Source organism: Salimicrobium humidisoli, assembly GCF_002295105.1.
Taxonomy (GTDB): domain Bacteria; phylum Bacillota; class Bacilli; order Bacillales; family Halobacillaceae; genus Salimicrobium; species Salimicrobium humidisoli.
Genome location: NZ_NSGH01000003.1, coordinates 144574 through 169558, shown reverse-complemented (window position 1 = coordinate 169558; position 24985 = coordinate 144574). Strand labels below are relative to the sequence as shown.

The following is a 24985-nucleotide window of genomic DNA, read 5'->3' as shown; positions in this document are numbered from 1 at the left end:
TTATTCAATTATAAATAATTTTCTAAATTTTTAACAAAATGTATTGACTTGTTTTTCTGTTGTTATATAATACGAATTAAGAAATATAACTGTTATGAAACAGACAAACATTATACATAACAGTAAGGAGGCTTTATTCTTTGGGAAACTATCAATCCATCGGTACTTATCAAATCGACACTGTATTATACCAGTTCATTGAACAGGAAGTGTTACCCGGTCTTCCCCTCTCTTCGAAGGAAGTGTGGAGAGGACTCACAGAGATTCTTGATGAATTCACCCCTGAAAACATCAGACTTTTGCAGACCAGAAAACAACTACAACAGAAAATTGATGAATATCACAAATCGGCTTCCAATGAAGATTATTTATCTTTTTTAAAGTCCATCGGTTATCTGGAAGAGAAAAAACCCGACTTCAAAATCAGCACAACCAATGTAGATTCTGAAATGAAGGAACAGGCCGGTCCCCAACTCGTTGTACCACTGACAAACGAGAGATATTCCCTCAATGCAGCTAACGCACGCTGGGGCAGCATGTATGACGCTTATTATGGTACAGATCTGATACCTGAAGAACCCGGTATCGAAAAAGGGGCTTCCTACAATCCCGAGAGAGGTAAAGAAGTAATCAAACAGGGGCGTATGCGACTGGACGAATGGTTCCCTCTGGCGGAAGGAAGTCACCAGGACGCAGTAAGATACGCGGTAGTGAACGGGGAATTGTGTGTGGAACTTACTGACCGCTCCCGAAAGAAACTTAAAAACCCTTCTTCCTTCCTTGGCTGTCAGGGAGATTGTCGCAAACCGCAGGCAATACTTCTTAAACATAACGACCTTCACGTTGAACTGCAGTTCGACCGTAATCATCCGGTCGGCCAGATAGACGATGCAGGAATCAAGGATATCCAACTTGAATCCGCCATCACTAGTATTATGGACTGCGAAGACTCCGTTGCATGCGTCGATGCCGAAGATAAAACAAAAGCTTATCGTAACTGGCTCGGGCTGCTTAAAGGAGACCTTACGACCACCTTCGATAAAAACGGAGAAACCATCAAACGCTCTCTTCATAAAGATCGGAAATATCGCACTGCGGAAGACGAAGAGCTTCATTTGAAAGGCAGAGCACTTATGCTTGTCAGAAACGTAGGTCACCTAATGACAAACCCGGCAGTTATCGACAATAACAACAATCCGGTGCATGAAGGATTGCTTGACGGTTTCTTCACCAGTCTGATTGGTATGCACGACCTGAACCTGAGACAAAATTCAACGGAAGGTTCTATTTACATCGTCAAACCGAAAATGCACGGATCGGAAGAAACGGCTTTTACTAATAACCTGTTCAATAGAATAGAAGATGTTCTGCAATTACCGAGGTATACCCTGAAAGTCGGGGTGATGGACGAGGAAAGAAGAACCTCCCTGAATCTTCATAACTGTATTTATGAAGTGCGCAACCGGGTAGTCTTCATTAATACCGGGTTCCTGGATCGTACGGGGGATGAAATCCATACGTCCATGGAAAAAGGGCCTATGATTCCTAAAGGAGAAATGAAAGGAAGTGAATGGCTCAGCGCTTACGAAGCATCCAACGTACGTACCGGTATAAGAGCAGGGTTCATCAAAAACGCTCAAATAGGTAAAGGTATGTGGGCTAAACCCACAGAGATGAAAGCTATGCTTGCAGAAAAAATCAACCACCTGAAAGCGGGAGGAAATACAGCATGGGTGCCGTCCCCGACTGCAGCCACCATTCATGCGATGCATTATCATGAAGCATACGTCCCCGATATTCAGAATGATATCCCGACGGATGACCCTTCCGAAATGATGCTTAATATCCCGGTGGCTTCTCCTCCGGAAGATAAAGAAGTCGTACTGAATGAAGTCAGAAACAATGCTCAGGGGATTCTCGGGTATGTCGTGCGCTGGGTGGAACAGGGCATCGGCTGTTCAACTGTACCCGATATCCATGACACCGGCCTTATGGAAGACCGTGCAACACTGCGCATTTCGAGTCAGCACATAGCGAACTGGATCAGACACGGCGTAGTCTCTGAAGAGGAGGTAAAACAGATAATGAAACAAATGGCAGAAGTGGTCGACAGGCAAAACGAGGGCGATCCTAATTACAGGAAAATGAGCCCGGATTTCGAACAATCCATCGCTTTCCAGGCCGCTTCCGACCTTGTTTTTCTCGGTACAGACCAGCCAAACGGTTACACTGAACCGATTCTGCACAGACGCCGCCTTCAATTTAAAGCGAGCCAATTTACCAAAACTGTATAAGGAGGAGTTAAAAAATGGAAAAATACCAGACTTTCACTAATTCGTGCCACAGATGCGGTGTCGACCACAGCAGTCACAAAGAAGCAGTTGAATGCTGCACCAACGCAGACGGAAATTCCTGAATTCAGCCTGAGTAAAGGAGGGCGCCGGGGTCGACGCCCTCCCTCATATTAATTCATCTGTTATACAACAATACTAATCATATATTAAAAGGGGAGATTTTGAATGAACAGAGAAGAACAGATCAAACAGTTGGAAAATCAATGGGCAAGTGAACGTTTTCAAGGAGTGGAACGTCCCTACAGTGCAGAAGAAGTATTGAAACTTCGCGGCTCTGTCGTAATAGAACAGACGCTGGCTCGCATGGGCGCTGACCGCCTTTGGAATTTGCTACATAAACGTGACTACGTAGCCGCACTCGGAGCTTTAACCGGTAACCAGGCTATGCAGCAGGTTAAAGCCGGTCTCGAAGCTATTTATCTGAGTGGCTGGCAGGTGGCTGCCGACGCCAACCTTTCCGGCCAAATGTATCCCGATCAAAGTCTCTATCCTGCAAACAGTGTGCCGCAGGTTGTGAGAAGAATCAATCAGACATTTCAACGCGCCGATCAGGTGGAACACGCGGAAGGAAAAGGTAGTAAAAACTGGTTCGCTCCGATTGTAGCGGATATGGAAGCCGGGTTCGGTGGCCCGCTGAACGTATTTGAACTGGCTAAAGGCATGATTGAAGCCGGGGCTGCCGGTGTGCATCTCGAAGATCAGCTCGCCTCCGAAAAGAAATGCGGTCACCTGGGCGGGAAAGTTCTTCAGCCTACTCAGACGGCTGTAAAACACCTCATTTCTGCCCGGCTGGCTGCTGACGTTATGGACGTTCCGACTGTTATCATAGCAAGAACAGACGCCAACGCTGCCAATCTGATTACGAGCGATGCCGACCCGTACGACCATGAGTTCATTACAGGAGAAAGAACAGCCGACGGATTCTATCGTACCACTCCGGGAATCGACCAGGCCATTTCCCGCGGGCTCGCTTACGCTCCTTACGCAGACTTGATCTGGTGTGAGACCTCGGAACCTAACCTGGAAGAAGCACAAAAATTCGCAGATGCTATACACGAGAAGTACCCGGACAAAATGCTGGCTTATAACTGTTCCCCGTCATTTAACTGGGAGAAAAAGCTTGACCAGGAAACGATCGGTAAATTCCAGGTGGAGCTCGGTAAAATGGGATACAAATTCCAGTTCGTCACTCTTGCAGGGTTCCATGCATTGAACCACAGCATGTTCGAACTGGCCCGCAAATACAAAACCGAGGGAATGGCTGCATACTCCGAACTGCAGCAGGCTGAATTCGCTTCGGAAGAAAACGGTTATACAGCTACAAGACACCAGCGGGAGGTCGGAACCGGTTACTTCGATGAAGTGTCGATGGCCATTTCCGGAGGCACGTCTTCCACTACAGCTTTGGCCGGATCAACGGAAAGTGAACAGTTTGTCACTAATAAATAAGCACTGCAAAAACCCCCGGATACTGATTCCGGGGGTTTCCTTTGATATGTTCCGCTGACAACTCATACGTTTTTTGCCCGCTTTTCAGCCTTCCATGATTTTAATGGCTACTTTTCTGGATCTCGGACCGTCGAATTCGCAGAAATAGACTCCCTGCCATGTGCCGAGCACTAGCTTCCCGTCTTCTACGAGTAGCGTCTGGGAATGACCGACGGTACTCGTTTTTAAATGGGAAGCCGTATTACCTTCTGCGTGCAAGTCTTTACGGTGCGTCCACGGATACACTTCATCCAGGCGCATCAGCATATCTTTTTTGACATCCGGGTCTGCATTTTCATTTACGGTAATACCGGCTGTCGTATGCATGGATTGAACAATCACTATACCATTCCGGAGATCGCTTTTTTGTAATTGCTCTTCTATCTGCTCCGTGATGTCCACCATCTCACTGTGGGAAGAGGTGGTTACAGAAATCATTTCAAGCATGCTTACAGTCCTCCTTCTGTCCTGGCGTACTCTCTCAGCTCACTATACCGCTCATTTTCTTCCGTGTGTACATGATGAGGAGATTCTTCGAAAGACTGGGTAGAGATATCCACCCTTACTTCCGCTTCGTATACATAAGTAGCATTACCCTGAAGCTCCACTTTGTATTCCTCATTCTCATGCACGATACATTGAACCATCCCGCCTTTGTTCATAACCGTAACCGGGAGGGCCGGATTATTTCCTGCAACTATGACCGAAACGATGCTGGAAGCCGACATGGCTGTACCACAGGCATTCGTGAGGCCCACTCCGCGTTCGTAAGTCTGTACAAAGATTTTGTTGTCATCAATTTTTCTAACGAAACTGACGTTTACGCCATTCGGAAACAGATGAGGGGAATTATTCGCTTTTTTTCCGATGTTTTCAAGAACTTCTTCATCCAGTTCCTTAACCACCGACACTATGTGAGGGTTCGGTACACTGAGGGCGGTGAACGTCTGATCTTCTGTCAGGTCATGGAGGACGGTGTCCACTACCTGTTCCGACTCCGTTTCCATCGGGAGAGAAGACGCAGAAAATGAAACAGGTTCAATGGCGACGGAGAAAGTCGCTATTCCTTCATATATATCACTCACCCGCTCTACCGGAAGTACAGCTTTGGCCGTTTCTATATGCACTTTCTCTTTGCCGGTCTCCTCTATGATATAACGGGCTACACAGCGGAGACCGTTTCCGCACATTTCCGCTTCACTGCCATCCGAGTTGAACATACGCATACACGCTTCAGCCTTACTGCTTGAAAGTACATAAAGGATACCATCCGAACCGATGCCTTCAAGCCGGTCACTGAGAAGGAGAGCTACTTCCTTTCTGTCCTCATCTGTCAAGCTTTCTTCTAATTTCCTTTCATCTATCATAATAAAATCGTTGTCCGAGCCATGACATTTAATATACGGTATATCCACAAACATTCCTCCTGTTTTTGTCTTTCATCATATCATATATCAGGCAGATCTTCGCTTCATCAGCCAGAGGAAGTAAGGTGCGCCGAGAACAGCTACGAGAATACCGGATGGAATCTCGGCCGGAGCCAAAAGAGTCCGGCTGAACAGATCAGCCACCACCAGAAGAAGTCCTCCTATCATCATCGCTACCGGAAGCAGCCGCTGATTAACTGTACCGACAAAGAGACGTGCCGCATGGGGGGCGATCAGACCGATAAATCCGATGGCTCCGACAGCTGCCACACTGCTCGCAGCCAGGAGCGTCGCTATCAGCGCCATCTGAAAACGGACTGAACGTACGTCGAGACCAAGCCCTTTCGCAGTATCATCCCCGAGGGCCAGAACGTCCAGCTTCCTGATGTAGAAGAAAAGGACAGGAATCAAAAGCAATACCGGCCATAACAAGTAACTGAGCAATTCACCGTACCCTGTTGCATACGTCGTGCCGGAGAGCCAGGTCAATGCCGAGGCTACACCCATATCGGCACGGACCACCAGAATCTGGATGATCGCCTGGCCGAAAGCACTTACTCCGATACCGAGAAGTGCAAGCATCGTCGGCTGGAACTCCATTTTTGCTCCGAGAGCCATGACGATAATAAAGAATACGATTGCTCCCGCCATAGCCCCGAGCGGTATCCAGGCAGCGGAGACGGAAAAGACGTACATAGTCAACAACGCCCCTACTCCGGCTCCGGAGGTAATACCAATCACCGAAGGATCCGCCAGCGGGTTCCTGAGTACGCCCTGAAAAATCAGTCCGCTCACGGCAAGAATAGCCCCGCTCGTAAATGCCACAATTGCCCGTGGCAGCCGGAGTTCCAAAATGTAATTACGGATAAATGATTCCGCTTCTCCCTGGAACACTGCTATCGTCTGGGAAGGATCGAACCCGTAATTACCGGTCGACATACTGACGAACAAAACAAGTAAAACAAGAATCGAAAAAATCGGCAATAACACCCGAAGTCGCATCTGAACAAGCGAAGACCCGGCCATCACGGATCCTCCATCCGTGTTGCCACTCCGCTTCATCCGAAGGACCAGCCAAATCAACCACGGTGCACCGATCAGCGCAGTGATCGCTCCAACCGGAAGTTCCGAGAAGGAAGGGTCGATATATCTTGCGAGAACATCTGCCATCAGCAATACGACCGCTCCCCATAAGAACGAGCCGAGCAGAAGAGGCACGTGGGAACGAAAACCGATCAGTTTAATAATATGCGGGGCCACGAGCCCGACGAAACCGATAGGTCCTACGACGCTCACTGTTACCGAGGTAAGCAGTACACTTAATATGATAGTCACAAATTTTACGGCTTTTACATTCTGTCCGAGAGCAGTAGCCACCTCGTCCCCGAGCTTCAGCGTATCCAGTTTCCGGGCAGCACCGAGTAATACCAGAAAAGCCGCCGTGACTACAGGAAGAGCGAACCGGACCCCGTCCCAGCTGTTCTGTACGAGAGTTCCCGATCCCCATAGAAACAATCCCTGCGTTTCGTTTTCATAAAATATCTGCAGGACGCTCGTCAGAGAAGAAAACAGAAATGTCACTATCATACCGGCGAGAACCATCCGTACCGGGGTGGCATCACCTCCGCCCGATAGTATATAAACGATTAAAAACGTCACTACTCCTCCGATAAAAGCGGTAATAATACCGTTCATTATCATGGCAAACGGGAAGAAAATGGTAGTCACTATCACGGCGAAATATGTTCCTGAATGAATACCGAGCGTACTGGCGGAGGAGAGAGGGTTCTTCGTTACAGTTTGTAAAACTGCGCCCGAAACAGCCAGGGCCCCGCCGGCTACAATACCCATGACAGCTCTCGGCAGCCTCAGAACTCTGATGGTATGGTGTTCCAGAGTGTCTGCGGGAGAAAAAACGGCTTCGAACACCGTCCATACCGGTATGGAAATATTCCCCTGATTAATATGTATCCAGGTCAGCAGTATCAGTAAAAATAAGCCTCCCCCGAAAACCAGAAAAGTTTTCAGGGCCATTGCCCGATTCATCATAACCAATCCTTCTTTCCTTATACAGCAGAAAGACGCGCATCATTCACTGCGCGCCTTTTCCGTTTATTTCTTATTTCCTTCGATTGTAGCATCTGTAACCTGTGTTGCAAGTTTCTCAGCCGAAATCGGACCGCCGAACGTCCATGTATCCCCCGGCATCTTATACATACGATCCTGCTTCACAAATTCAAGCTCTTCCCAGACCGGGTTACCTGCCAACTGATCAGAAAAGATATTGTCGTCTTCCTGAACGATGTAGTAGAAATGGGAGTCCTGATAGTTCTGCAACGTTTCTACTGTCGTTTCCGTATACCCGTAAATTTCAAGTTCATCCGAGGAATGGGAGTTTTCAAGACCCAGTTCGCCCATCACCTGAGCTACCATCGAATTGTCCGTAAACAATCTCAGCGTAGGAGTATTCTGGGCAGTGAAGGCCTGAGTCATTACGTAGTTGATGTCACCGACTCCGGCTTCTTCCAGACGCTTCGCTTGTTTTTCAAAATGACTGTTCATCTCGTCCAGTCTTTTACTGGCTGCTTCTTCTTTACCCAGAATTTTACCCATCGTTTTAAGATCGGACTTCATGGAAGCCATCTGGTTTTCTGCATTCTCTTTGGAGTAAGGAGAAAACATTACAGTCGGAGCGATTTCTTCCAGCTGTTTTTGGATTCCTTCGTGGCGGAATTTGACTCCTACTATAAGATCGGGATCAAGACGGGAGATAGCCTCCAGGTTCGGCTCCTGTCTCGTTCCTACATCTTCGACATTTTCACCGAGTTCTTTACCGGTATCCACCCATTTGCCGAATCCTTCTTTGTCGGCAACTCCTGCCGGCTCTGTGTCAAGTGCCTGCATATGTTCCGCATAACTCCATTCGAGAACGACGACTTTTTCCGGAGTCCCTTCTATCGTTTTCTCTCCCGTCGCATCTTCTATCGTCACGCTGCGGGAGTCATCTTTGCTTTCTTCTTTACCTGATTGTTCTTCGTTTTCTTTATTACTATCCCCTGACTTCTCTTCATTTCCTCCACAAGCTGCCAGCACAACAGCCAGGAAAGAAAGGAGTGCAATCATCCAAATCTTTTTCATGGGTCTCTCTCCTCTACGTATGTAATTGAGATATATTCTCATCTACACGTAAGGTTATATAAAAAAAATGAAAAAGTCAATGATATTTATTCTCAACTGTGTTCCATATTAAAAGAGATGCCTCCGTTTAAAAGATGGCAGGTTCCGTGGTTTCCGTAAAGTACTCCTTCTATAAAAAGCAAAAACCGAACGTCGGGGTTCGGTTTTACACGTACTATTTCAGTTCTGCTGATTTTCAAAAGCTGAAATCGCGTCATCATACGTCAACGTAACAGATATTTCATCCCATCCATTCAGCAGCATATTTTTGTGATATTCGTCAATTTCGAATGTTGCCGACCATCCCGTACGATCGAATACTATCTGATCGACAAGGTCGACGCTGAGATAACACTCCCCTCCTCCGGCACGGTCCATAATCTGCGATACCTCATCTCTCTTCAGCTGCACTGGCAGAATACCATTTTTAAAGCAGTTACTGTAGAAAATATCAGCGAAACTCGGCGCAATGACAACGCGGAATCCGTAATCCTGAATCGCCCACGGAGCGTGTTCCCGTGAAGAACCGCAGCCGAAGTTTTCACCGGCGACAAGAACGGAGGCGCCCTGATACTCCGGATAGTTCAGGGAAAAATCATCACGAAGATTTCCGTCATCATCGTAGCGCCAGTTATAGAAGAGGAATTTCCAGAATCCTTTCCGTTCAATACGTTTCAAAAACTGTTTAGGTATTATCTGATCCGTATCTATATTTGCCCGGTTCAGCGGATAAACAAGACCCGAGTGTCTCACAAAAGCTTCCATCAAATCACCCTTTCAGCAGCCGAAGTATATTTACGCACATCTACGAAATGACCCTCCACAGCTGCGACAGCTGCCATTTCTGGACTGACCAGATGCGTTCTGGCTCCATTTCCCTGACGGCCTTCAAAGTTACGGTTCGAGGTGGAAGCACAATGTTCACCGGGAGGGACGATATCATCGTTCATACCGAGACACATACTGCACCCGGCAGATCTCCACTCAAAACCGGCTTCCATAAAAATCCGGTCGAGACCCTCTGTTTCCGCTTCCTGTTTTACAGCAAACGAACCGGGCACTACCATAGCTCTTATCCCTTCATGAACTTTTCGGCCCTCGATCATCCTGGCCGCTTTCCTTAAGTCGGCGAGACGGGCGTTCGTACAGGAACCGATGAACACATGCTGCAGTTCAATGGATTCAATCGGCTGATTCGGTTCAAGTCCCATATACTCAAGGGCTCTTCTTACACCATCTTCGTCGTCCGTAACTTTCTCCGGATCGGGAACTGATGCGGAAACCGGGACACACTGGGAAGGGTTCGTCCCCCAGGATACCTGCGGTTCGATTTCATCTGCGTTGATTTCCACTGTAGAATCATAAACGGCTCCTTCGTCCGTAGCCAGAGCCAGCCATTCTTTCTCAGCCTTCTCAAATTCTTCACCTTTCGGAGCATGTCTCCTGCCTTCCACGAACTGGACGGTTTTTTCGTCAGGACTGATCAGACCGGCGCGGGCTCCTGCCTCAATGGACATATTGCAGACTGTCATGCGTTCTTCCATGGACATATCCCTGATCGCTTCCCCGGTATATTCCATGATGTACCCGGAACCGAAGCGGACGCCGAATTTGGCTATAATAGCAAGGATGAGATCTTTCGCGGTCACCCCGGTTCCCAGCTTCCCATTCACTTTCACCTGCATTGTTTTGGGAGGAGCCTGCCACAGAGTCTGCGTGGAAAGCACATGCTCCACTTCGCTCGTCCCGATACCGAAAGCGATGGCACCGAAAGCTCCATGTGTCGAGGTGTGGCTGTCTCCGCACACAATGGTTTTGCCGGGCTGGGTCAACCCGAGCTCCGGGCCGATAATGTGAACGATCCCCTGGTCCGGGTGATGAATGTCAGCAAGGGAGACGCCGAATTCCTCACAATTCTCCTCCAGCGTTTCCATCTGTTTTTTCGAAATGGCATCTTTGATGACGTTACGATGAATAGTGGGAACGTTGTGGTCCATCGTAGCAAACGTCAGATCCGGTCTTCTTACTTTCCGGCTGTTCATCCGCAGACCTTCAAAGGCCTGGGGTGATGTCACTTCATGTACAAGGTGAAGGTCGATGTACAGGAGATCCGGCTTCCCCTCCTCCTGGTGTACGACATGTTTTTTCCAGATTTTCTCTATGATAGTTTCAGGTTGACTCATACCGGTTTCTCCTTTCCGTCAGGCATAACAGCGCATAATGTTGACCGTTGTATCCTCTGATGTAATTTGTTCGATAACTTTTCTTGTAAGATCCGTACATCCCAGTTCCGTGCCGTTCACAACGGAAAGATCAGCCGTGTGATAACCGGCGTCAAGAACTTCCTGGACCGCTTTTTCAATATGTTCCGCTTCTTTCTCCATATGGAAAGAGTGCTTGAGCATCATTGCGGCTGATAAAATCATCGCAAGCGGATTAGCTTTGTCTTCTCCTGCGATATCGGGGGCTGAACCGTGAACGGGTTCATAAAGACCGGTGCCGTCCTCCCTGAGACTGGCGGAAGGCAGAAGGCCGAGAGATCCGGTCAGTACGCTTGCTTCATCACTTAAAATATCACCGAACATGTTTTCCGTTACGACTACGTCGAAATAGGTCGGGTCTGTCACCAGCTTCATTGCCGCTGCATCGACGAGCATGTGATCGACTTTCACATCAGGGTAGTCCGCACTCTTCTCCTCTACTATTTCCCGCCACATACGACTCGATTCAAGCACGTTCGCTTTATCTACCGAAGTCAGCTGCTTGCGCCGCTTCCGGGCACTTTCAAATCCCTGTTCCACAATCCGCTCGATTTCTTTTCTTGAGTAGGAAAGGGTATCGACCACCCCTTCTCCGTCTTCACTTCTTTCCTGTGGTTCGCCGAAGTACAGACCACCTGTAAGTTCACGTACGATCAGGAGGTCGCTGCCTTCCACCACTTCTTTTTTCAGTGGTGACGCGTGCAGCAGCTGTCTGAATCCTTTCACGGGACGAAGGTTCGCGAATAAACCGAGTTGCTTTCTAATACCGAGAAGTCCCTGCTCCGGACGTCCGGAGCCGGGCAGGTGGTCCCAGGAAGGGCCGCCGACAGCACCGAGAAGAACGGCGTCGGCTTTCTCTGCAGCCTCCACTGTTTCCCGGGGTAACGGGTCCCCCTGCTCATCAATCGCCGCTCCTCCGATGAGTTTCTCCTCGAACGTAAAGCGATGACCATTCCTTTCTGCCACAGCTTCCAGAACAAGGCGGGCCGACTCCATCACTTCTTTTCCTATTCCGTCTCCCGGCAACAATACAACATGTTTATTCATTAACCTCTCCTCCTTATATTATGCTTCTTTCACAGGAACACGTTCGTGTTTATACAGGGTACGGTTCACAGCATTCAGAAACGCATTAGCCGAAGCTTCGAGAACATCCTGTGCTGACCCTCTGCCGGATGTTTTCTCTCCGTTCACCGTCATCTGCACATGAACTTCCGCCAAAGCATCACGGCCCCGCCCTATGGAACTGAGCTGATAGTCTTCGAGATGGATAGCCTCGTCAACGAGTTCGTCGATTGTGTTATAAAGAGCTTCGACACTTCCCTCTCCCGTATGAGCTTTCTCGGTATCTTCGCCATCCGGGCGAGTCAGCATGACTGTGGCGGTGGGACGGCTCATATTTCCGTAATGCACCTGAAACGCATGCATTTTGTATTGAGGCATGTGACCCATTTCGGTTTGTTTATCCGTAAGAATTGCGAAAATATCTTCGTCCGTCACTTCCTTCTTCTTCCCGGTGAGATCTTTGAAAGTCATAAAGGCGTCTTTCAATTTCTCTTCCGGGAGATTAAGAAAACCGAGTTCTTCCGCTTTTCCGGCAAAAGCGTGCCGGCCTGAATGTTTTCCAAGAACCAGGTTATTGGAATCGATTCCTACCATTGAAGGGGTGATGATTTCATACGTGGAGGCTTCTTTCAGTACACCATCCTGATGAATGCCCGACTCATGAGCGAAAGCGTTCCGGCCGACGACCGCTTTGTTCCCGGGTACGGCCATCCCCGTAAGTCTGGAGACAAGGTCACTCGTGCGTTTCGTCTCTTTCAGATTGATGTTGATAGATTTTTTGTAAAAATCTTTTCGTATCTCAAGAGCGATGGCGACTTCCTCGATCGCTGCATTACCGGCCCGCTCTCCGATACCATTGATTGTGCCTTCGACCTGGGTGGCTCCGTTTTCGATAGCGGCGATGGTATTGCTGACGGCCATGCCCATATCATCGTGGCAGTGGGCGGAAAGATCAGCCTTCTCCACATTCGGCACATTTTCCCTGATGTAACGGAACATAGCTCCGTACTCTGCCGGGGTGGTATATCCGACCGTGTCAGGTAAATTAATGACCGTTGCTCCTGCATCGATCACTTGTTCAATGATGCGTACGAGAAAATCAAGATCCGATCTTGAAGCGTCTTCCGCCGACCACTGTACATGAGTAAAGCGTTCTTTTGCATAGGTTACAGCTTCCACGGCCTGGCTGATCACTTCCTCTTCGGTTTTCATCAGCTTATGTTTCATATGAATGGGAGAGGTGGCAAGAAAAACATGGATCCTCGGCTCTGCAGCGTATTGCAATGCATCCCAGCAGGCATCGATATCTTTTTTGTGACAACGGGCCAGCCCCGTAACCGATGCATTTTTTACCGTCTGGGCGATTTCTTTCACCGATTCGAAATCTTCAGTGGAGGAAACCGGAAATCCGGCTTCCATAATATCCACTCCGAAGCGGTCCAGCTGTTTGGCGATTTCAAGTTTTTCGAGACGATTCAAGTTCACTCCCGGAGACTGTTCTCCGTCTCTCAAAGTCGTGTCGAAAACGTTTATATCAGCCATGTTTCACCACTTCCTTTTCTTTTTCGGATTTGCCTTTCACAAACGGCATCAATTTACGAAGTTCCCGTCCCACTTCTTCAATCTGACTGTTGTTCTCACGTCTGCTGATCGCTTCAAACTCAGGACGGTTCGCTTTATTTTCGAGAATCCAGCCTTTTGCAAACTTGCCGGTCTGAATGTCTTCAAGCACTTCTTTCATGCGGGCTTTCGTTTCATCGTTGATTACGCGGGGTCCGGAGACGAAGTCGCCCCATTGTGCCGTATCCGAAACGGAGTAACGCATGTTTTCGATCCCTCCTTCATACATAAGATCGACGATCAGTTTCAGTTCGTGGAGACATTCGAAGTAAGCGACTTCCGGCTGATATCCTGCTTCGGTCAATGTTTCGAATCCTGCTTTCACGAGGTTCGAAACTCCCCCGCAGAGGACTGCCTGTTCTCCGAACAAGTCCGTTTCGGTTTCCTCCTGGAAGCTCGTTTCAAGAACCCCGGCGCGTCCGCCGCCAATTCCTTTGGCATACGCGAGAGCAATATCTTTCGCCTGAGTACTCGGGTCCTGTTCTACTCCGATAAGAGCAGGTACACCGGCCCCCTCCTCGAATGTACGGCGCACGAGGTGCCCGGGTCCTTTCGGAGCTACAAGGAATACATCCACATCCGATGGCGGAACCACCTGGTTGAAGTGAACGTTGAATCCGTGGGCGAAAGCGAGGGCGTTCCCTGCTTCAAGGTTCGGTTTGATCTGTTCTTCGAAAACTGTCGGCTGATACTCATCCGGCAGAAGGACCATCACAACGTCTGCTGCTTTCGTCGCTTCCGCTACCGATTTCACTTCCACTCCGTCCTGTTCCGCTTTGTCCCAGGACTTTCCTTTACGGAGGCCTACTACTACGTCGAACCCGCTTTCCTTAAGGTTCAGGGCGTGAGCATGACCCTGGGAGCCATAACCGATCACAGCCACTTTTTTGTTCTGCAGTACCTCTTCATTGATATCATTGTGATAATAAACTGTCGTTGCCATAGTTAACATCCTCCTCGATAATTAGTTCAAAATAGAATAAGGTTTTACTTCTGTCTGATGCAACTGCTGCCCTCTTGTGAAGGCTGTGAGCCCCGTCCGGGCCAGCTCTTTCAACCCGTATGGCCTTAATAACTCGATCATCGCATCCACCTTGTCCGAATTTCCGGTTATCTGTACCGTCATGCTTTCTTTACTTACATCGATGACAGTTGCCCGGAAAGGTTCGATGATGGCCTGAAGCTCACCCCGCTGCTGCGGGGTAGTGAGCACTTTTATCATAGCCAGCTCTCTCGCCACAATCTGTTTATCCGTAATGTCCGATACTTTAATTACGTCGATCTGTTTGTTCAGCTGTTTGGAAAACTGTTCAAGTTTCCGCTCATCTTCCACGTCCACCACAAACGTCATTTTCGAGACACCTTCGGTTTCCGTACGCCCGACAGATATGCTTTCGATATTGAACTGCCGCTTGGACAGCAGGCCGGTCACCCGGTTCAGCACTCCGCTCCGGTTGTGGACAACCGCTGTTATTATTCGCTTCAAGGCTTGCTCACTCCAATCATTTCGTGACTTCCCTTACCGGGAGCTATCATTGGATAGACGTTTTCCTGCTGCACCACCCGGCAATCGATAACCGCCGGCTTGTCGTTGTTCAGAATATCCCCGAGCTCCCGGTCGATTTCCTGGATGTTTTCCATCTTATAGCCGTGCAGTCCGTAGGCTTCCGCCATTTTCACGAAATCCGGCTGAGTATCTATGATGGAATGGGAATAACGTTTATCATAAAATTTCTCCTGCCACTGCCTTACCATTCCGAGAGCCTGGTTATTGACGATTATGATCTTAACCGGAAGCCCCCTTTCCTGAAGCAGTGACATTTCCTGCATCGTCATTTGAAAACCTCCGTCTCCGACGATGGCCACCACAGTGGAGTCTTTATCGGCAATCTGTGCTCCGATAGCTGCAGGAAAACCGAAACCCATCGTACCGAGACCTCCTGAAGTCACCCACCGGTCCGGGCGATTGAAGGTGTAATATTGGGCCGCCCACATCTGATGCTGACCGACATCCGTCGTTACTACCGCTTCTCCGTCCGTAAACTGATGAACCTTTCTGAGTAAATACTGAGGAAGAATGACATCCTCCGATTCGTTGTGCCAAAGTGGATAATTCTGTTTGTTACTTTCCAGTTTCTCCACCCACTCCGCGTGATCGAGGGTGGCGGGTTCCAGTTCGTTCAGTTTATCCAGTGCTTTTCTCGCATCCGATACTATAGGAATCTCCGTAGGTACGTTCTTACCTATTTCAGCCGGATCGATGTCGATGTGAGCGATTCTCGCGTTCGGAGCGAAATGCTGAAGATTTCCTGTAAGTCTGTCATCGAAGCGCCCGCCTATGTTAATAAGAAGGTCACATTCATAAAGAGCCATGTTTGCAGCATACGTTCCGTGCATCCCCGCCATTCCAAGAAACCGGTGATGGTCTCCGGGAAAAGCGCCTAGACCGAGAAGGGTGGATGTGACGGGCAGGTCGTAATTGCTGACGAATGATTTCAAAGCTTCCGTCCCGCCTGCATGGAGTATGCCGGCACCTGTCAGAACTACAGGCTTCCTTGCTCCTATAAGAGCTTCACGCAGTTTGTTGATCTGCAGAGGGTTAGGACGCACAGTCGGTTGATACCCCGGTAAATGGAACTCGTTTTTTACGTCCCTTTCGAACACCGTCGCCGAAATATCCTTAGGGATGTCGACTACTACAGGTCCCGGCCTTCCGGTTGCAGCGATATGAAAGGCTTCATTAACGATACGGGGCAGTTCTTCGAGATCCTGAACCTGATAGTTGTGTTTCGTAATCGGAGTCGTTATACCCATAACATCCGATTCCTGAAAAGCATCCGTCCCTATGACGTTCTTGGCTACCTGGCCGGTAAAAATCACAAGAGGCAGAGAGTCCATCATCGCGTCCGCAATACCTGTAATCAGATTAGTGGCTCCGGGTCCGGATGTCCCGATGACTACTCCGGGCTTACGGGAAACTCTGGCGTACCCTTCAGCTGCATGTATCCCTCCCTGCTCGTGTCTCGGCAGCACGTGATCAAAACTTCCGTCAGCCCGGTATAACGCGTCGTAAATCGGGAGTACGGCTCCTCCCGGATAACCGAATATCGTTTCGACTTTCTGTTCAATCAACGCTTCCACCAGTAAATCTGCCCCTGTCTTTATCGTCTGCTGCTTATCTTCCGCCGGTTTCGGTTCTGTGCTGGCCCTCATATTCATCATCCTCCTGTCTTAATGATTTTAGATATAAATAAAAAACCTTCCCGTCCCTCTACAGTTCATCCCGCCGGGCACATTGAAGCCTCGGGACATCCGGTAAAGGGGCGGAAAGGTTTTGCTTTCCACGGTACCACCCTTGTTTTGCAAAGTTTCAGCTTTGCCTCATGAAACAGAATGATTCTGTTTCTTTTGGTAACGGGTGAGTGACACCCGGCTCCGCCTACTGGGACTTACCGTTCAGCATGAGCACTCAGGGACGATGTCGATTTAAGACGTATTGTCAGGCTTTCAGCAACCCTGACTCTCTGTGAATACGATCCCCTAAACCTTTCTTCCCGTCATCGCTTTGCATATCTTTTTTTATCCGGCCTGGACTTTTTCGCCGGAAGGGTAAACTTTATGTCCATCTTTCGTTGTTACTTTCCTGAATTCGGAAAGTAGGTGGTTGGTAATGGTTCCCGGTTTTCCGTCACCGATAATGCGCCTGTCCACTTCCACCGCCGCAATAACTTCGGCCGCGGTTCCCGTAAGGAACACTTCGTCCGCTACGTACACGTCGTGTCTCGTGAAAGGCTGCTCCATTACCTGGTAGCCGAGCTCATCAGCTATATCGATAATGGCGTTCCTCGTAATTCCTTCGAGAGCTCCCAGGTATACGGGAGGAGTGTAAATCTTACCGTTCTTTACAATAAATACGTTGTCAGCAGATCCTTCGGTCACATATCCCTGGTCATTCAGCATGAGGGCTTCATCCACCCCTGCCTGGTTCGCTTCCATCTTAACGAGAATGTTGTTCAGATAGTTCAGCGATTTGACCTGCGGAGGCAGGACGTCGGGTCTGTTTCGTCGACTGGCAACGGAAGCGAGGCGTACCCCTCTTTCGTAAAGTTCTTTCGAGAATAAGGAAAGTGCTTCAGCAATGACTACCAGCCGCGGCTTTGAACAGGAGACAGGATTTAAACCGAGATCCCCGATGCCCCGGGATACGACTACACGGATGTAAGCTGATTCCAGTTCATTCTTACGGATCGTTTCCGCAATAATCTCCTCCAGCTCCTCTTTACTGTAAGGGATTTCCAACATGACCGATTTAGCCGAATCATACAGACGGTTGAGATGTTCATCCAGTTTAAAGATATTTCCTTCGTATGCCCTGATACCTTCGAACACCCCATCTCCATATAGAAAACCGTGGTCGTAAACCGAGATTGACGCTTCCTGTTTCGTTACGAATTCGCCACTTAAAAATATCCATTGGCTGCTCATCTGTAGCACTCCTTTCTATATGTAAATTCTTTCTATTAATTATGGTTTACGTCTTATTTAAAAGGGGGACCCCGATCACTATCTTTCAATAGATGGATCAGGGTCAGGAAAAGAGGTCTTTTCCAAACAGATCGCCCCGCTCCGACGAGAGCGAAATGTTTATTGATGATTACTCTAATACTCTTCATGACAAAGGTCAATAACAAATGTACAATTTTTCTGAACAATTAAAATTATCAAAATAATAGTAAACGCTTACATCCGCGTCACAATTGATTTAAAGCGGTAAAGCGTTTTTTCTTTTTTTCTTTTTTATCTTAAAAACACCGACAGTAATGAAAGAACCTGAACCTGGATCCGCGGAATTTCTCATAAAAAAATCCATCCGCGCAAAGCATGTTGCTGCGGATGAATCAATGATGTTCAGTGTCGGGTATTCACCTGTTACAGAGTATAACTCGCAAGTGCTCTGTGGACATCGGCAATATTATTGCCTTTTTTGAACTGTTTCATCACAGGCTCCGGTGTACCGCTCAACCATATACGGAGTTCCGACTCCATATCGAACGTGCCGGCTGTTTCCACACTGAAGTGTGTGATACTTCTGTAAGGTATGGAATGGTACTCCACTTTTTTTCCGGTCATCCCCTGTTTATCCACGAGAATGAGGCGTTTGTTCGTAAACAGGAACAGATCGCGGAAGACATTATATCCACTGTCCACTTCTTCTCCCTCTGTGAGAATATCCTCCATTTCACTTTCCAATTTATCCAGATCAACTTCCGACGCATTCCCCATCAGATTATCAATAAATCCCATTTCACTCATCCCCTTTTCAGATTCTTCTTACTTGTATCCCCTTCCTGCACACATTTAACACGTGCTTACATAAAATGCAAACCGCTTTTTTCAAGGATCACGCTGTATTTCGTACTAATCGTAAGCAAATAAAATCTTCCCGATAATTTATACATAAGAACGTAAAGCTTTAAAGATTTATTCCTTCTCATCATGAATAAACTGAGTTGATATATTTCTGAAAACTATCTAACATTATAAGCGTGTTCTTAACAGAGCACAAATAAAAAAGTGAAACATTACTTGAAGGAGGACGATTATTCTGATGAAAACAGCTGCTAAAACGGCTGAGATCGTTTACGACAAACCGGTTGTCGAAGACGGTGCAGCTATGTGGAAGCTAGTCAATGAATCAACCCTCGACCAGAACTCTCCTTACAAATATATAATGATGTGTGAATTTTTCCAGGAAACGTGCGTTACAGCTAAAGAAAACGGCGAACTCGTCGGTTTCGTAACTGCGTTTATCCCTCCGGAAAAACCGGATGTTATTTTTGTATGGCAGATTGGTATCGGTGAAAATCAGCGGGGTAAAGGTATCGCTACCGGCCTGCTGAGAGAACTTACGAACCGCACCATTTCGGATGACGTACGCTACCTCGAAGCTACTGTCACCCCTACCAACGAAGCATCAAAAGCCCTGTTCAAAGGGTTTGCCGATAAAAATGACGTGACCTGCACAGTAGCCCCCTGTTTTGATAAAGACTTATTCCCCGGAGACGACCACGAAGAAGAACTTACGTATCGAATCGGTCCCCTGGACAAACAATAACCTGAGGAGGAATTATTAATGGACAAAGATCTGAAAGTATTTGAAGAGCTCGAATCGGAAGTACGTTCGTATTGCCGCAGTTTCCCGACCATTTTTACAAAAGCGAAAGGTTCACTCATGTGGGACAAAAACGGTAAAGAATATGTGGACTTTTTCTGTGGAGCCGGAGCCCTTAACTACGGGCACAACGATCCGAACATGAAACAGAAACTCATAGAATATATTTCAAGTGACGGCATCACTCACAGTCTTGATAAAGCGACCCCACCGAAACAGGATTTCCTCACCACTTTGAACGAAAGCATTCTGAAACCGCGGAACCTCGAGTATAAAGTGATGTTCCCGGGTCCTACCGGTACCAATACAGTGGAAAGTGCCCTTAAACTGGCCCGTAAAGTTACCGGCCGTACGGAAGTCATTACTTTCACCAACGGCTTCCACGGTATGACTATCGGTTCCCTTTCCGTAACAGGCAATGCTTTCAAACGTAAAGGCGCCGGTATACCTCTTCACAACGCAGTGACTATGCCGTATGACCGATATATGGATGATGCTACCGATTCCCTCGATTATCTTGAACACTATCTTGAAGACGGAGGCAGCGGTGTAGAAGTGCCGGCTGCAGTCATTCTTGAAACTGTCCAGGGAGAAGGAGGACTGAACTGGGCTTCCAACAAATGGTTGAAACGTCTTGAAGAACTGTGCAGCCGATTTGAAATCCTGCTCATCATCGACGATGTTCAGGCAGGTGTAGGACGTACGGGAACTTTCTTCAGCTTCGAACCGGCCGGTATTAAGCCGGATATCGTCTGCATGTCCAAATCCATCGGCGGCTACGGTTCTCCATTTGCGATCACTTTAATCAAACCCGAATATGACATTTGGGCTCCTGGAGAGCATAACGGAACATTCCGCGGTAATAACCACGCGTTCGTTACAGCTACCGAAGCATTGAAGTATTGGGAAAACCCTGAATTCGAGAAAGCTATCCATAAAAAAGTCGAGAAAGTTACTGAGTTTCTGAATCGGATTGCCAAAGATTATCCTGAACTCGACGGGTATGTAAAAGGACGCGGGCTCATGCAGGGGATTTCCTGTGGAGTGGAAGGCATTGCTGACAAAGTTGCGGCGGAGGCTTTCTCTCGTGGACTGATTATGGAAACAGCAGGTGCGGATGACGAAGTGTTCAAGTTATTCCCTGCCATTAATATAGACGATGCAACCCTTGAGCGCGGCTTCTCCATCATTGAGGAGTCAGTAAAAGCAGCTGCATCGAAACATACACCGGTAACAAACTGATAAAGGAGGACATATAGTTATGAAAGTAATAAGACTGGAAGATATCAAAGATACAGAGCAGGATGTAAAAGCCGATACGTGGGAGTCCCGCCGTCTCGTGTTGAAAAAGGATGGAATGGGCTACTCCGTACATGACACCATAATCAAGGCCGGTACGGAAACTCACATCTGGTATCAGAATCACCTCGAAGCCGTCTACTGCATTCAGGGGGAAGGCGAAGTCGAAACAGTGAAAGACGGGAAAATCCATCCTGTAAAAAAAGATGAAATCTACATCCTTGATGAAAATGACGAACATTTACTCCGTGCTTACGACGGAGAAGATATGCGCATGGTGTGCGTATTCAACCCGCCGATCACCGGCCAGGAAACACATGACGAAAACGGTGTATATCCTGTACTGGAAGATTGAATATTAAAGTTCATTATGTGCCCCCGGTCTTACGAGGCCGGGGGTTTTTATATTTTCCATAAAACCGGTCCGGGTGATTAACTGAACGGCCAAACGGGTAAACTTTATTATCTTCAAATTGATTAAGATGAACGAACCGAGGAGGTATATTCAACATGGAAAATTTACAGAATAAAACAGCTATAATCACCGGAGCCAGCAGCGGCATCGGAAAAGCCGTCGCTCACCATCTTGCCGGTCAAGGAGCAAACGTGGTACTCGCCGCCCGGCGGTCAGACCGCCTGCAGGAACTGGCTGATGAAGTGAAAAACGAACATAACACAGGCGTGAAAGTCGTGGAGACGGACGTAACGAAAAAAGAAGACCTGGAAAACCTCGTAAGTGAAACGAAAAGCGAATTTGATTCCGTGGATATATTCATCAACAATGCCGGAGTCATGCTCCTTTCTTTCCTTAAGAATGATCACGTGGACGAATGGGAACAGATGGTGGACGTAAACATCAAAGGAGTTCTGTTCGGCGTTCACGCTGTACTTCCTACAATGGTGGAACAGGAATCCGGTCATATCATCAACATTTCTTCCGTCGCAGGCCACGAGGTCTTCCCGTCGAGTGCCGTTTACAGTGCCACAAAATACGCGGTGCGGGCTCTTTCCATGGGAATGGAAAAAGAACTGTCAAGAACAGGCGTACGCGTAACGAATATATCTCCGGGAGCGGTGGATACAGAGCTTACCGACCATATAACCGACGGAGATGTTTTCGATATGTTCAAAGGGGCAAGCTCGAAGACACTGAAGGCTGAAGATATAGCCAAAGCCGTCACCTACGCTGTCACTCAGCCGGATTACGTAGACGTCAACGAAGTGATGGTCCGCCCTATGCAGAAATAAAAATATAACCCCGGCACGGACCAGCGCATAAACCACTAAAATCCCGCAGCGACTACAATACGTCGTTGCGGGATTCTTTTTCCTTAAAATGGAGTCTTTCCCCGAGAATGAGCAAAGATTTATTGATTTTCCAGATGTAGTGAAGATGATGAATGAGATCTCCATCCGTCTTCGACACGGCCGGGGCGTTACTTTCAATGAGATCCCGTTCATTTTTCAGGTCATAAAGTTTCCCTGCTTTTTTATTTTCTTTCAAACTTTTCCTCAGTGACCGGACGTTGTAGGCCAGATATTCCTCAGTAAGCTTCAGGTTATCTTCCACTATTTTGCCGTAACGAAAATCTTTCTGATAACTTGAAGCGACAAGCTGTTTTGCATAATAGTTGACGGCAGTGAAAATCGTAAGCCATCCGGGCAGCCCCGAATACCTTCGCGCACCGGGACCCTGGAGAAGAGGTTTCGCCTCTTCCTCCAGCAAATGCAGCTTCTCATCGAGAATAAAGGCCCTTTCGGCAAGATCTTTCACTCCCTGATTACTGAACCCTTTCAAATATTCCGTAAGATATGCTTCCAGTTCCTCCAGATATTCTTCAAACGTGTCCGTGATCTTGTTCATCGTCTTAGTCGGAAAAATGACAGCGACTACACTGAGTGCAATCACAGCTCCTGCGATTGTATCAATCACCCTGGCTGCCAGCAGTTCATACGTAATACCTCCGAGGATAAGATCGTACATGAAAGCGATAAGCATAGTAATGAACACACTCATGATGGTATAAGACACTGTAAGCATATAAAAAGCACAGAATATCACGGTGAAAATGAGTAACAGTTCCACTATCGCATAATCAGATACCATCGTAGCAAGGCCGAAACCTATTATCGCCCCGATCACCGTCCCGACAGAACGTTCCACTCCTTTGCGATACGCACGTCCCACCGTGTCCGTTCCAATCTGGATGATAAACGTCGTCAGTATAATCCAGTAGGGCTGCACCGGAGAAATGAGGTGACCGGCTATAATTGCGATAGAACCTGCAATAAGTGCCTGAACAGCTTTTTTCGTCGAGGGTTTCATCCCCTCTTCCGGCTCCTCCTCCTGCTCTTCTTCTTTTATTTCTTCCACTTTCCGGTTGTGATGCATGGATCTCCTGATATCCATGGCGCCTTCGGTCACGTTGGTAGCAATAGCTTCGATGCGGCGGAGCAGGTAAAGCCAGCCCCCCGCTTTGGCTTCCTGACTGTCAAACAGGTCGTTAATGACGTCCCGGAGATTCCGTAATGTTTTCTCGGCCCGCTCCAGATCGTTCAAGTCATACGAATATCTGAGCACTTCCGCTTTCCGGAGATGATCCAGCACATCGACCAGCAGCCTCTGCAACACCCGATTCTCGAAGGCTTTATCCATTTTAAGTCGCTGAAGGCTGTCGGAGAGGGTGGTCACAAGCATAGCTGCATCAAACAGATAAAGCCTGACCTGAGCGGCACGCAGACCCGGCCAAATCTCCTGGATCTCTTTTTCTTTTATATCTGTCGCAACACTGCTTGCATATATTCTCAGTTTTCTTGCGTTCGCTTCCAGTATCGCCTTTCTCCCCTCAAGCAGATGCTCGTCCTGTATCACTTCCTCCAGAAGGTCAAAAGTCAAATTCGCCTGTCTGTGGAAAGAACTCATACTGTAAGCGATAAGCCGGGGAGAGTCTTTGAAAAGTATGAAATTGTAAGTAAAAGCGCTGGCAGCGCCTAAAAGTATAGCCATATAAAACCAGGGGAACTCCTCATAGGAAAGACCGAGGAAGGAAGATAAGTAAGTAGTCAGAAACCCTACCATCCCGAGGGAAAAATAACGCGTTCCGAAGCGGGAAAAATAGAAAGCCCCGGCTGTCACCAGTATCATCAGAGTACTTACGAAGAAAACATTTCCTGCCAGTAACGAGCCTGAAGTGAGACCAATGATCCCGGCTACCGGAAGTAATAACGTTGTTCTCTTCTTATCCTTCTCCGTGTCATCCATCACTACCATTATTCCCATCATACCGAGCATCCCCGCCACTATCGAAGGCAACAGCGGATCTTTTCCTGTAAGCGTGAGAATAGTCATAGCGATAAAAACCGAAGTCATCAGACTTAATATTGCTTTCCCTGCCTGCCTCAGCCTCTTCTTACCCGGGTCAACTGCCAGAAGCCGTTCCCACCAGTAAGTCATCGATTTTTTCACCGTTTCTCCCCCTTTCCTTAAGAGAATACCTTTTCTTATAATACGCATTCTGCTCTTTAAGGGCAACCTCCCGCTAAATTCGAAAGACCGCATACGACGGAAGTCGTGTTCCTTCAATCCACCATTACTTTTTATGTCGTAGAGAAACCGGAGTAAATGTGCTATAATGCGTACGGAATGGAGTGATTTTAATGTTATCCTTTGATGAAAAACAGGCAATACTCGATCAATTTGAAGAATTGAAGAAAAATGAAATCTCACTGGGACGACTCAATTACCACTATGAAGAAAGTCTATATGATAAAAAAAATGTCGTATATCACCTTCACCCTAACGGAAACGGGTTCGTTTATGCCGGCTTACTGGACGACAAAGAAACGGACGACCGGGGTATGGTGAATATCCGCGATTTCTCGGAAGAAGCTTTGAAAGAAATTGTCCGAGAGGCTATCGACTCCCTGTCCATGACCGAAGCCGAGCGTCACCCTCTCCTGGAAGAATGGGAAAACAGATCCGGTGAGCTGCTCGTTCTTCTCAAGGAAGATGACGGCTACAACGTTTATGGCGGAGAACGTCTCGAAGGGTCTTTCCGTTCCTATGAAGAGGCCAGCGATTTCCTCGAACAGGAAGGTTTCAGAAATATATAGGAGGTCGAA

Annotated in this window: 21 protein-coding genes; 7 read left to right on the top strand and 14 right to left on the bottom strand. The window is 47.8% G+C overall.

Going from position 1 to position 24985, the window contains the following annotated elements; translation table 11 throughout:
- Positions 1-140 precede the first annotated feature (140 nt).
- Together CKW00_RS03200 and aceA are read left to right on the top strand one after the other, a co-directional pair.
- Positions 141-2294 carry a malate synthase G gene (locus CKW00_RS03200; protein WP_095821349.1) on the top strand — a complete coding sequence of 718 codons (2154 nt, stop codon included), beginning with the start codon at positions 141-143 and terminating at the stop codon, positions 2292-2294.
- Between the two features lie 225 nt (positions 2295-2519).
- Positions 2520-3803, top strand: coding sequence for an isocitrate lyase (aceA, locus tag CKW00_RS03195; protein WP_095821348.1), 1284 nt, complete (start codon positions 2520-2522; stop codon positions 3801-3803).
- Between the two features lie 84 nt (positions 3804-3887).
- Here aceA and CKW00_RS03190 read toward each other — a convergent pair whose 3' ends face one another.
- The 13 genes from CKW00_RS03190 to CKW00_RS03130 form a co-directional block, all read right to left on the bottom strand.
- Positions 3888-4289 carry a secondary thiamine-phosphate synthase enzyme YjbQ gene (locus CKW00_RS03190; RefSeq protein WP_095821347.1) on the bottom strand — a complete coding sequence of 134 codons (402 nt, stop codon included), beginning with the start codon at positions 4287-4289 and terminating at the stop codon, positions 3888-3890.
- A 2-nt stretch (positions 4290-4291) separates the two neighbouring features.
- Positions 4292-5263, bottom strand: coding sequence for a diaminopimelate epimerase (dapF, locus tag CKW00_RS03185; RefSeq protein ID WP_233129696.1), 972 nt, complete (start codon positions 5261-5263; stop codon positions 4292-4294).
- A gap of 33 nt (positions 5264-5296) precedes the next feature.
- Positions 5297-7318 carry an iron ABC transporter permease gene (locus CKW00_RS03180; protein ID WP_095821345.1) on the bottom strand — a complete coding sequence of 674 codons (2022 nt, stop codon included), beginning with the start codon at positions 7316-7318 and terminating at the stop codon, positions 5297-5299.
- 63 nt (positions 7319-7381) lie between these two features.
- Positions 7382-8407: an ABC transporter substrate-binding protein gene (locus tag CKW00_RS03175; RefSeq protein WP_095821344.1), complete on the bottom strand. Its 1026-nt coding sequence runs from the start codon at positions 8405-8407 to the stop codon at positions 7382-7384.
- A 219-nt stretch (positions 8408-8626) separates the two neighbouring features.
- Positions 8627-9211, bottom strand: a complete 585-nt coding sequence (leuD, locus tag CKW00_RS03170; RefSeq protein WP_095821343.1) for a 3-isopropylmalate dehydratase small subunit — start codon at positions 9209-9211, stop codon at positions 8627-8629.
- Positions 9211-10629, bottom strand: coding sequence for a 3-isopropylmalate dehydratase large subunit (gene leuC, locus CKW00_RS03165; protein ID WP_095821342.1), 1419 nt, complete (start codon positions 10627-10629; stop codon positions 9211-9213). Before leuC ends, leuD begins: the two co-directional genes overlap by 1 nt.
- Positions 10630-10647: 18 nt before the next feature.
- The gene (gene leuB, locus CKW00_RS03160) at positions 10648-11754 is read right to left on the bottom strand and encodes a 3-isopropylmalate dehydrogenase (RefSeq protein ID WP_095821341.1); all 1107 of its coding nucleotides are present in this window, start codon (positions 11752-11754) and stop codon (positions 10648-10650) included.
- Between the two features lie 18 nt (positions 11755-11772).
- Positions 11773-13314, bottom strand: a complete 1542-nt coding sequence (locus CKW00_RS03155; RefSeq protein WP_095821340.1) for a 2-isopropylmalate synthase — start codon at positions 13312-13314, stop codon at positions 11773-11775.
- The gene (gene ilvC / locus CKW00_RS03150) at positions 13307-14335 is read right to left on the bottom strand and encodes a ketol-acid reductoisomerase (protein WP_095821339.1); all 1029 of its coding nucleotides are present in this window, start codon (positions 14333-14335) and stop codon (positions 13307-13309) included. The genes CKW00_RS03155 and ilvC overlap by 8 nt, the downstream gene beginning before the upstream one ends.
- Positions 14336-14356: 21 nt before the next feature.
- Positions 14357-14878 carry an acetolactate synthase small subunit gene (ilvN, locus tag CKW00_RS03145; RefSeq protein ID WP_095821338.1) on the bottom strand — a complete coding sequence of 174 codons (522 nt, stop codon included), beginning with the start codon at positions 14876-14878 and terminating at the stop codon, positions 14357-14359.
- Complete coding sequence (ilvB, locus tag CKW00_RS03140) at positions 14875-16605, bottom strand: biosynthetic-type acetolactate synthase large subunit (RefSeq protein ID WP_095821337.1); 1731 nt, start codon at positions 16603-16605, stop codon at positions 14875-14877. Before ilvB ends, ilvN begins: the two co-directional genes overlap by 4 nt.
- Positions 16606-16971: 366 nt before the next feature.
- Positions 16972-17877, bottom strand: coding sequence for a branched-chain-amino-acid transaminase (gene ilvE, locus CKW00_RS03135; protein ID WP_095821336.1), 906 nt, complete (start codon positions 17875-17877; stop codon positions 16972-16974).
- A 444-nt stretch (positions 17878-18321) separates the two neighbouring features.
- Entirely contained in the window at positions 18322-18696 is a 375-nt protein-coding gene (locus CKW00_RS03130; RefSeq protein WP_095821335.1) for a PH domain-containing protein, read from the bottom strand.
- Between the two features lie 304 nt (positions 18697-19000).
- Between CKW00_RS03130 and ectA the strand changes: the two genes are divergently transcribed.
- The 4 genes from ectA to CKW00_RS03110 all read left to right on the top strand — a co-directional run bounded on the left by ectA (position 19001) and on the right by CKW00_RS03110 (position 22111).
- On the top strand, positions 19001-19507 hold the full coding sequence (gene ectA, locus CKW00_RS03125) for a diaminobutyrate acetyltransferase (protein WP_008589527.1): 507 nt from the start codon (positions 19001-19003) through the stop codon (positions 19505-19507).
- 18 nt (positions 19508-19525) lie between these two features.
- Positions 19526-20806 (top strand): diaminobutyrate--2-oxoglutarate transaminase, encoded by a 1281-nt coding sequence (gene ectB, locus CKW00_RS03120; protein ID WP_095821334.1) that lies wholly within the window; start codon positions 19526-19528, stop codon positions 20804-20806.
- A 19-nt stretch (positions 20807-20825) separates the two neighbouring features.
- Entirely contained in the window at positions 20826-21218 is a 393-nt protein-coding gene (locus CKW00_RS03115; protein WP_095821333.1) for an ectoine synthase, read from the top strand.
- A 155-nt stretch (positions 21219-21373) separates the two neighbouring features.
- Complete coding sequence (locus CKW00_RS03110) at positions 21374-22111, top strand: SDR family oxidoreductase (RefSeq protein ID WP_095821332.1); 738 nt, start codon at positions 21374-21376, stop codon at positions 22109-22111.
- A 52-nt stretch (positions 22112-22163) separates the two neighbouring features.
- Here the strand turns inward: CKW00_RS03110 and CKW00_RS03105 are convergent, their stop codons facing one another.
- The gene (locus CKW00_RS03105) at positions 22164-24329 is read right to left on the bottom strand and encodes an FUSC family protein (RefSeq protein ID WP_233129695.1); all 2166 of its coding nucleotides are present in this window, start codon (positions 24327-24329) and stop codon (positions 22164-22166) included.
- Positions 24330-24520: 191 nt separating this feature from the next.
- Between CKW00_RS03105 and CKW00_RS03100 the strand changes: the two genes are divergently transcribed.
- Positions 24521-24976, top strand: coding sequence for a hypothetical protein (locus CKW00_RS03100; protein WP_008589516.1), 456 nt, complete (start codon positions 24521-24523; stop codon positions 24974-24976).
- Positions 24977-24985: the final 9 nt, after the last annotated feature.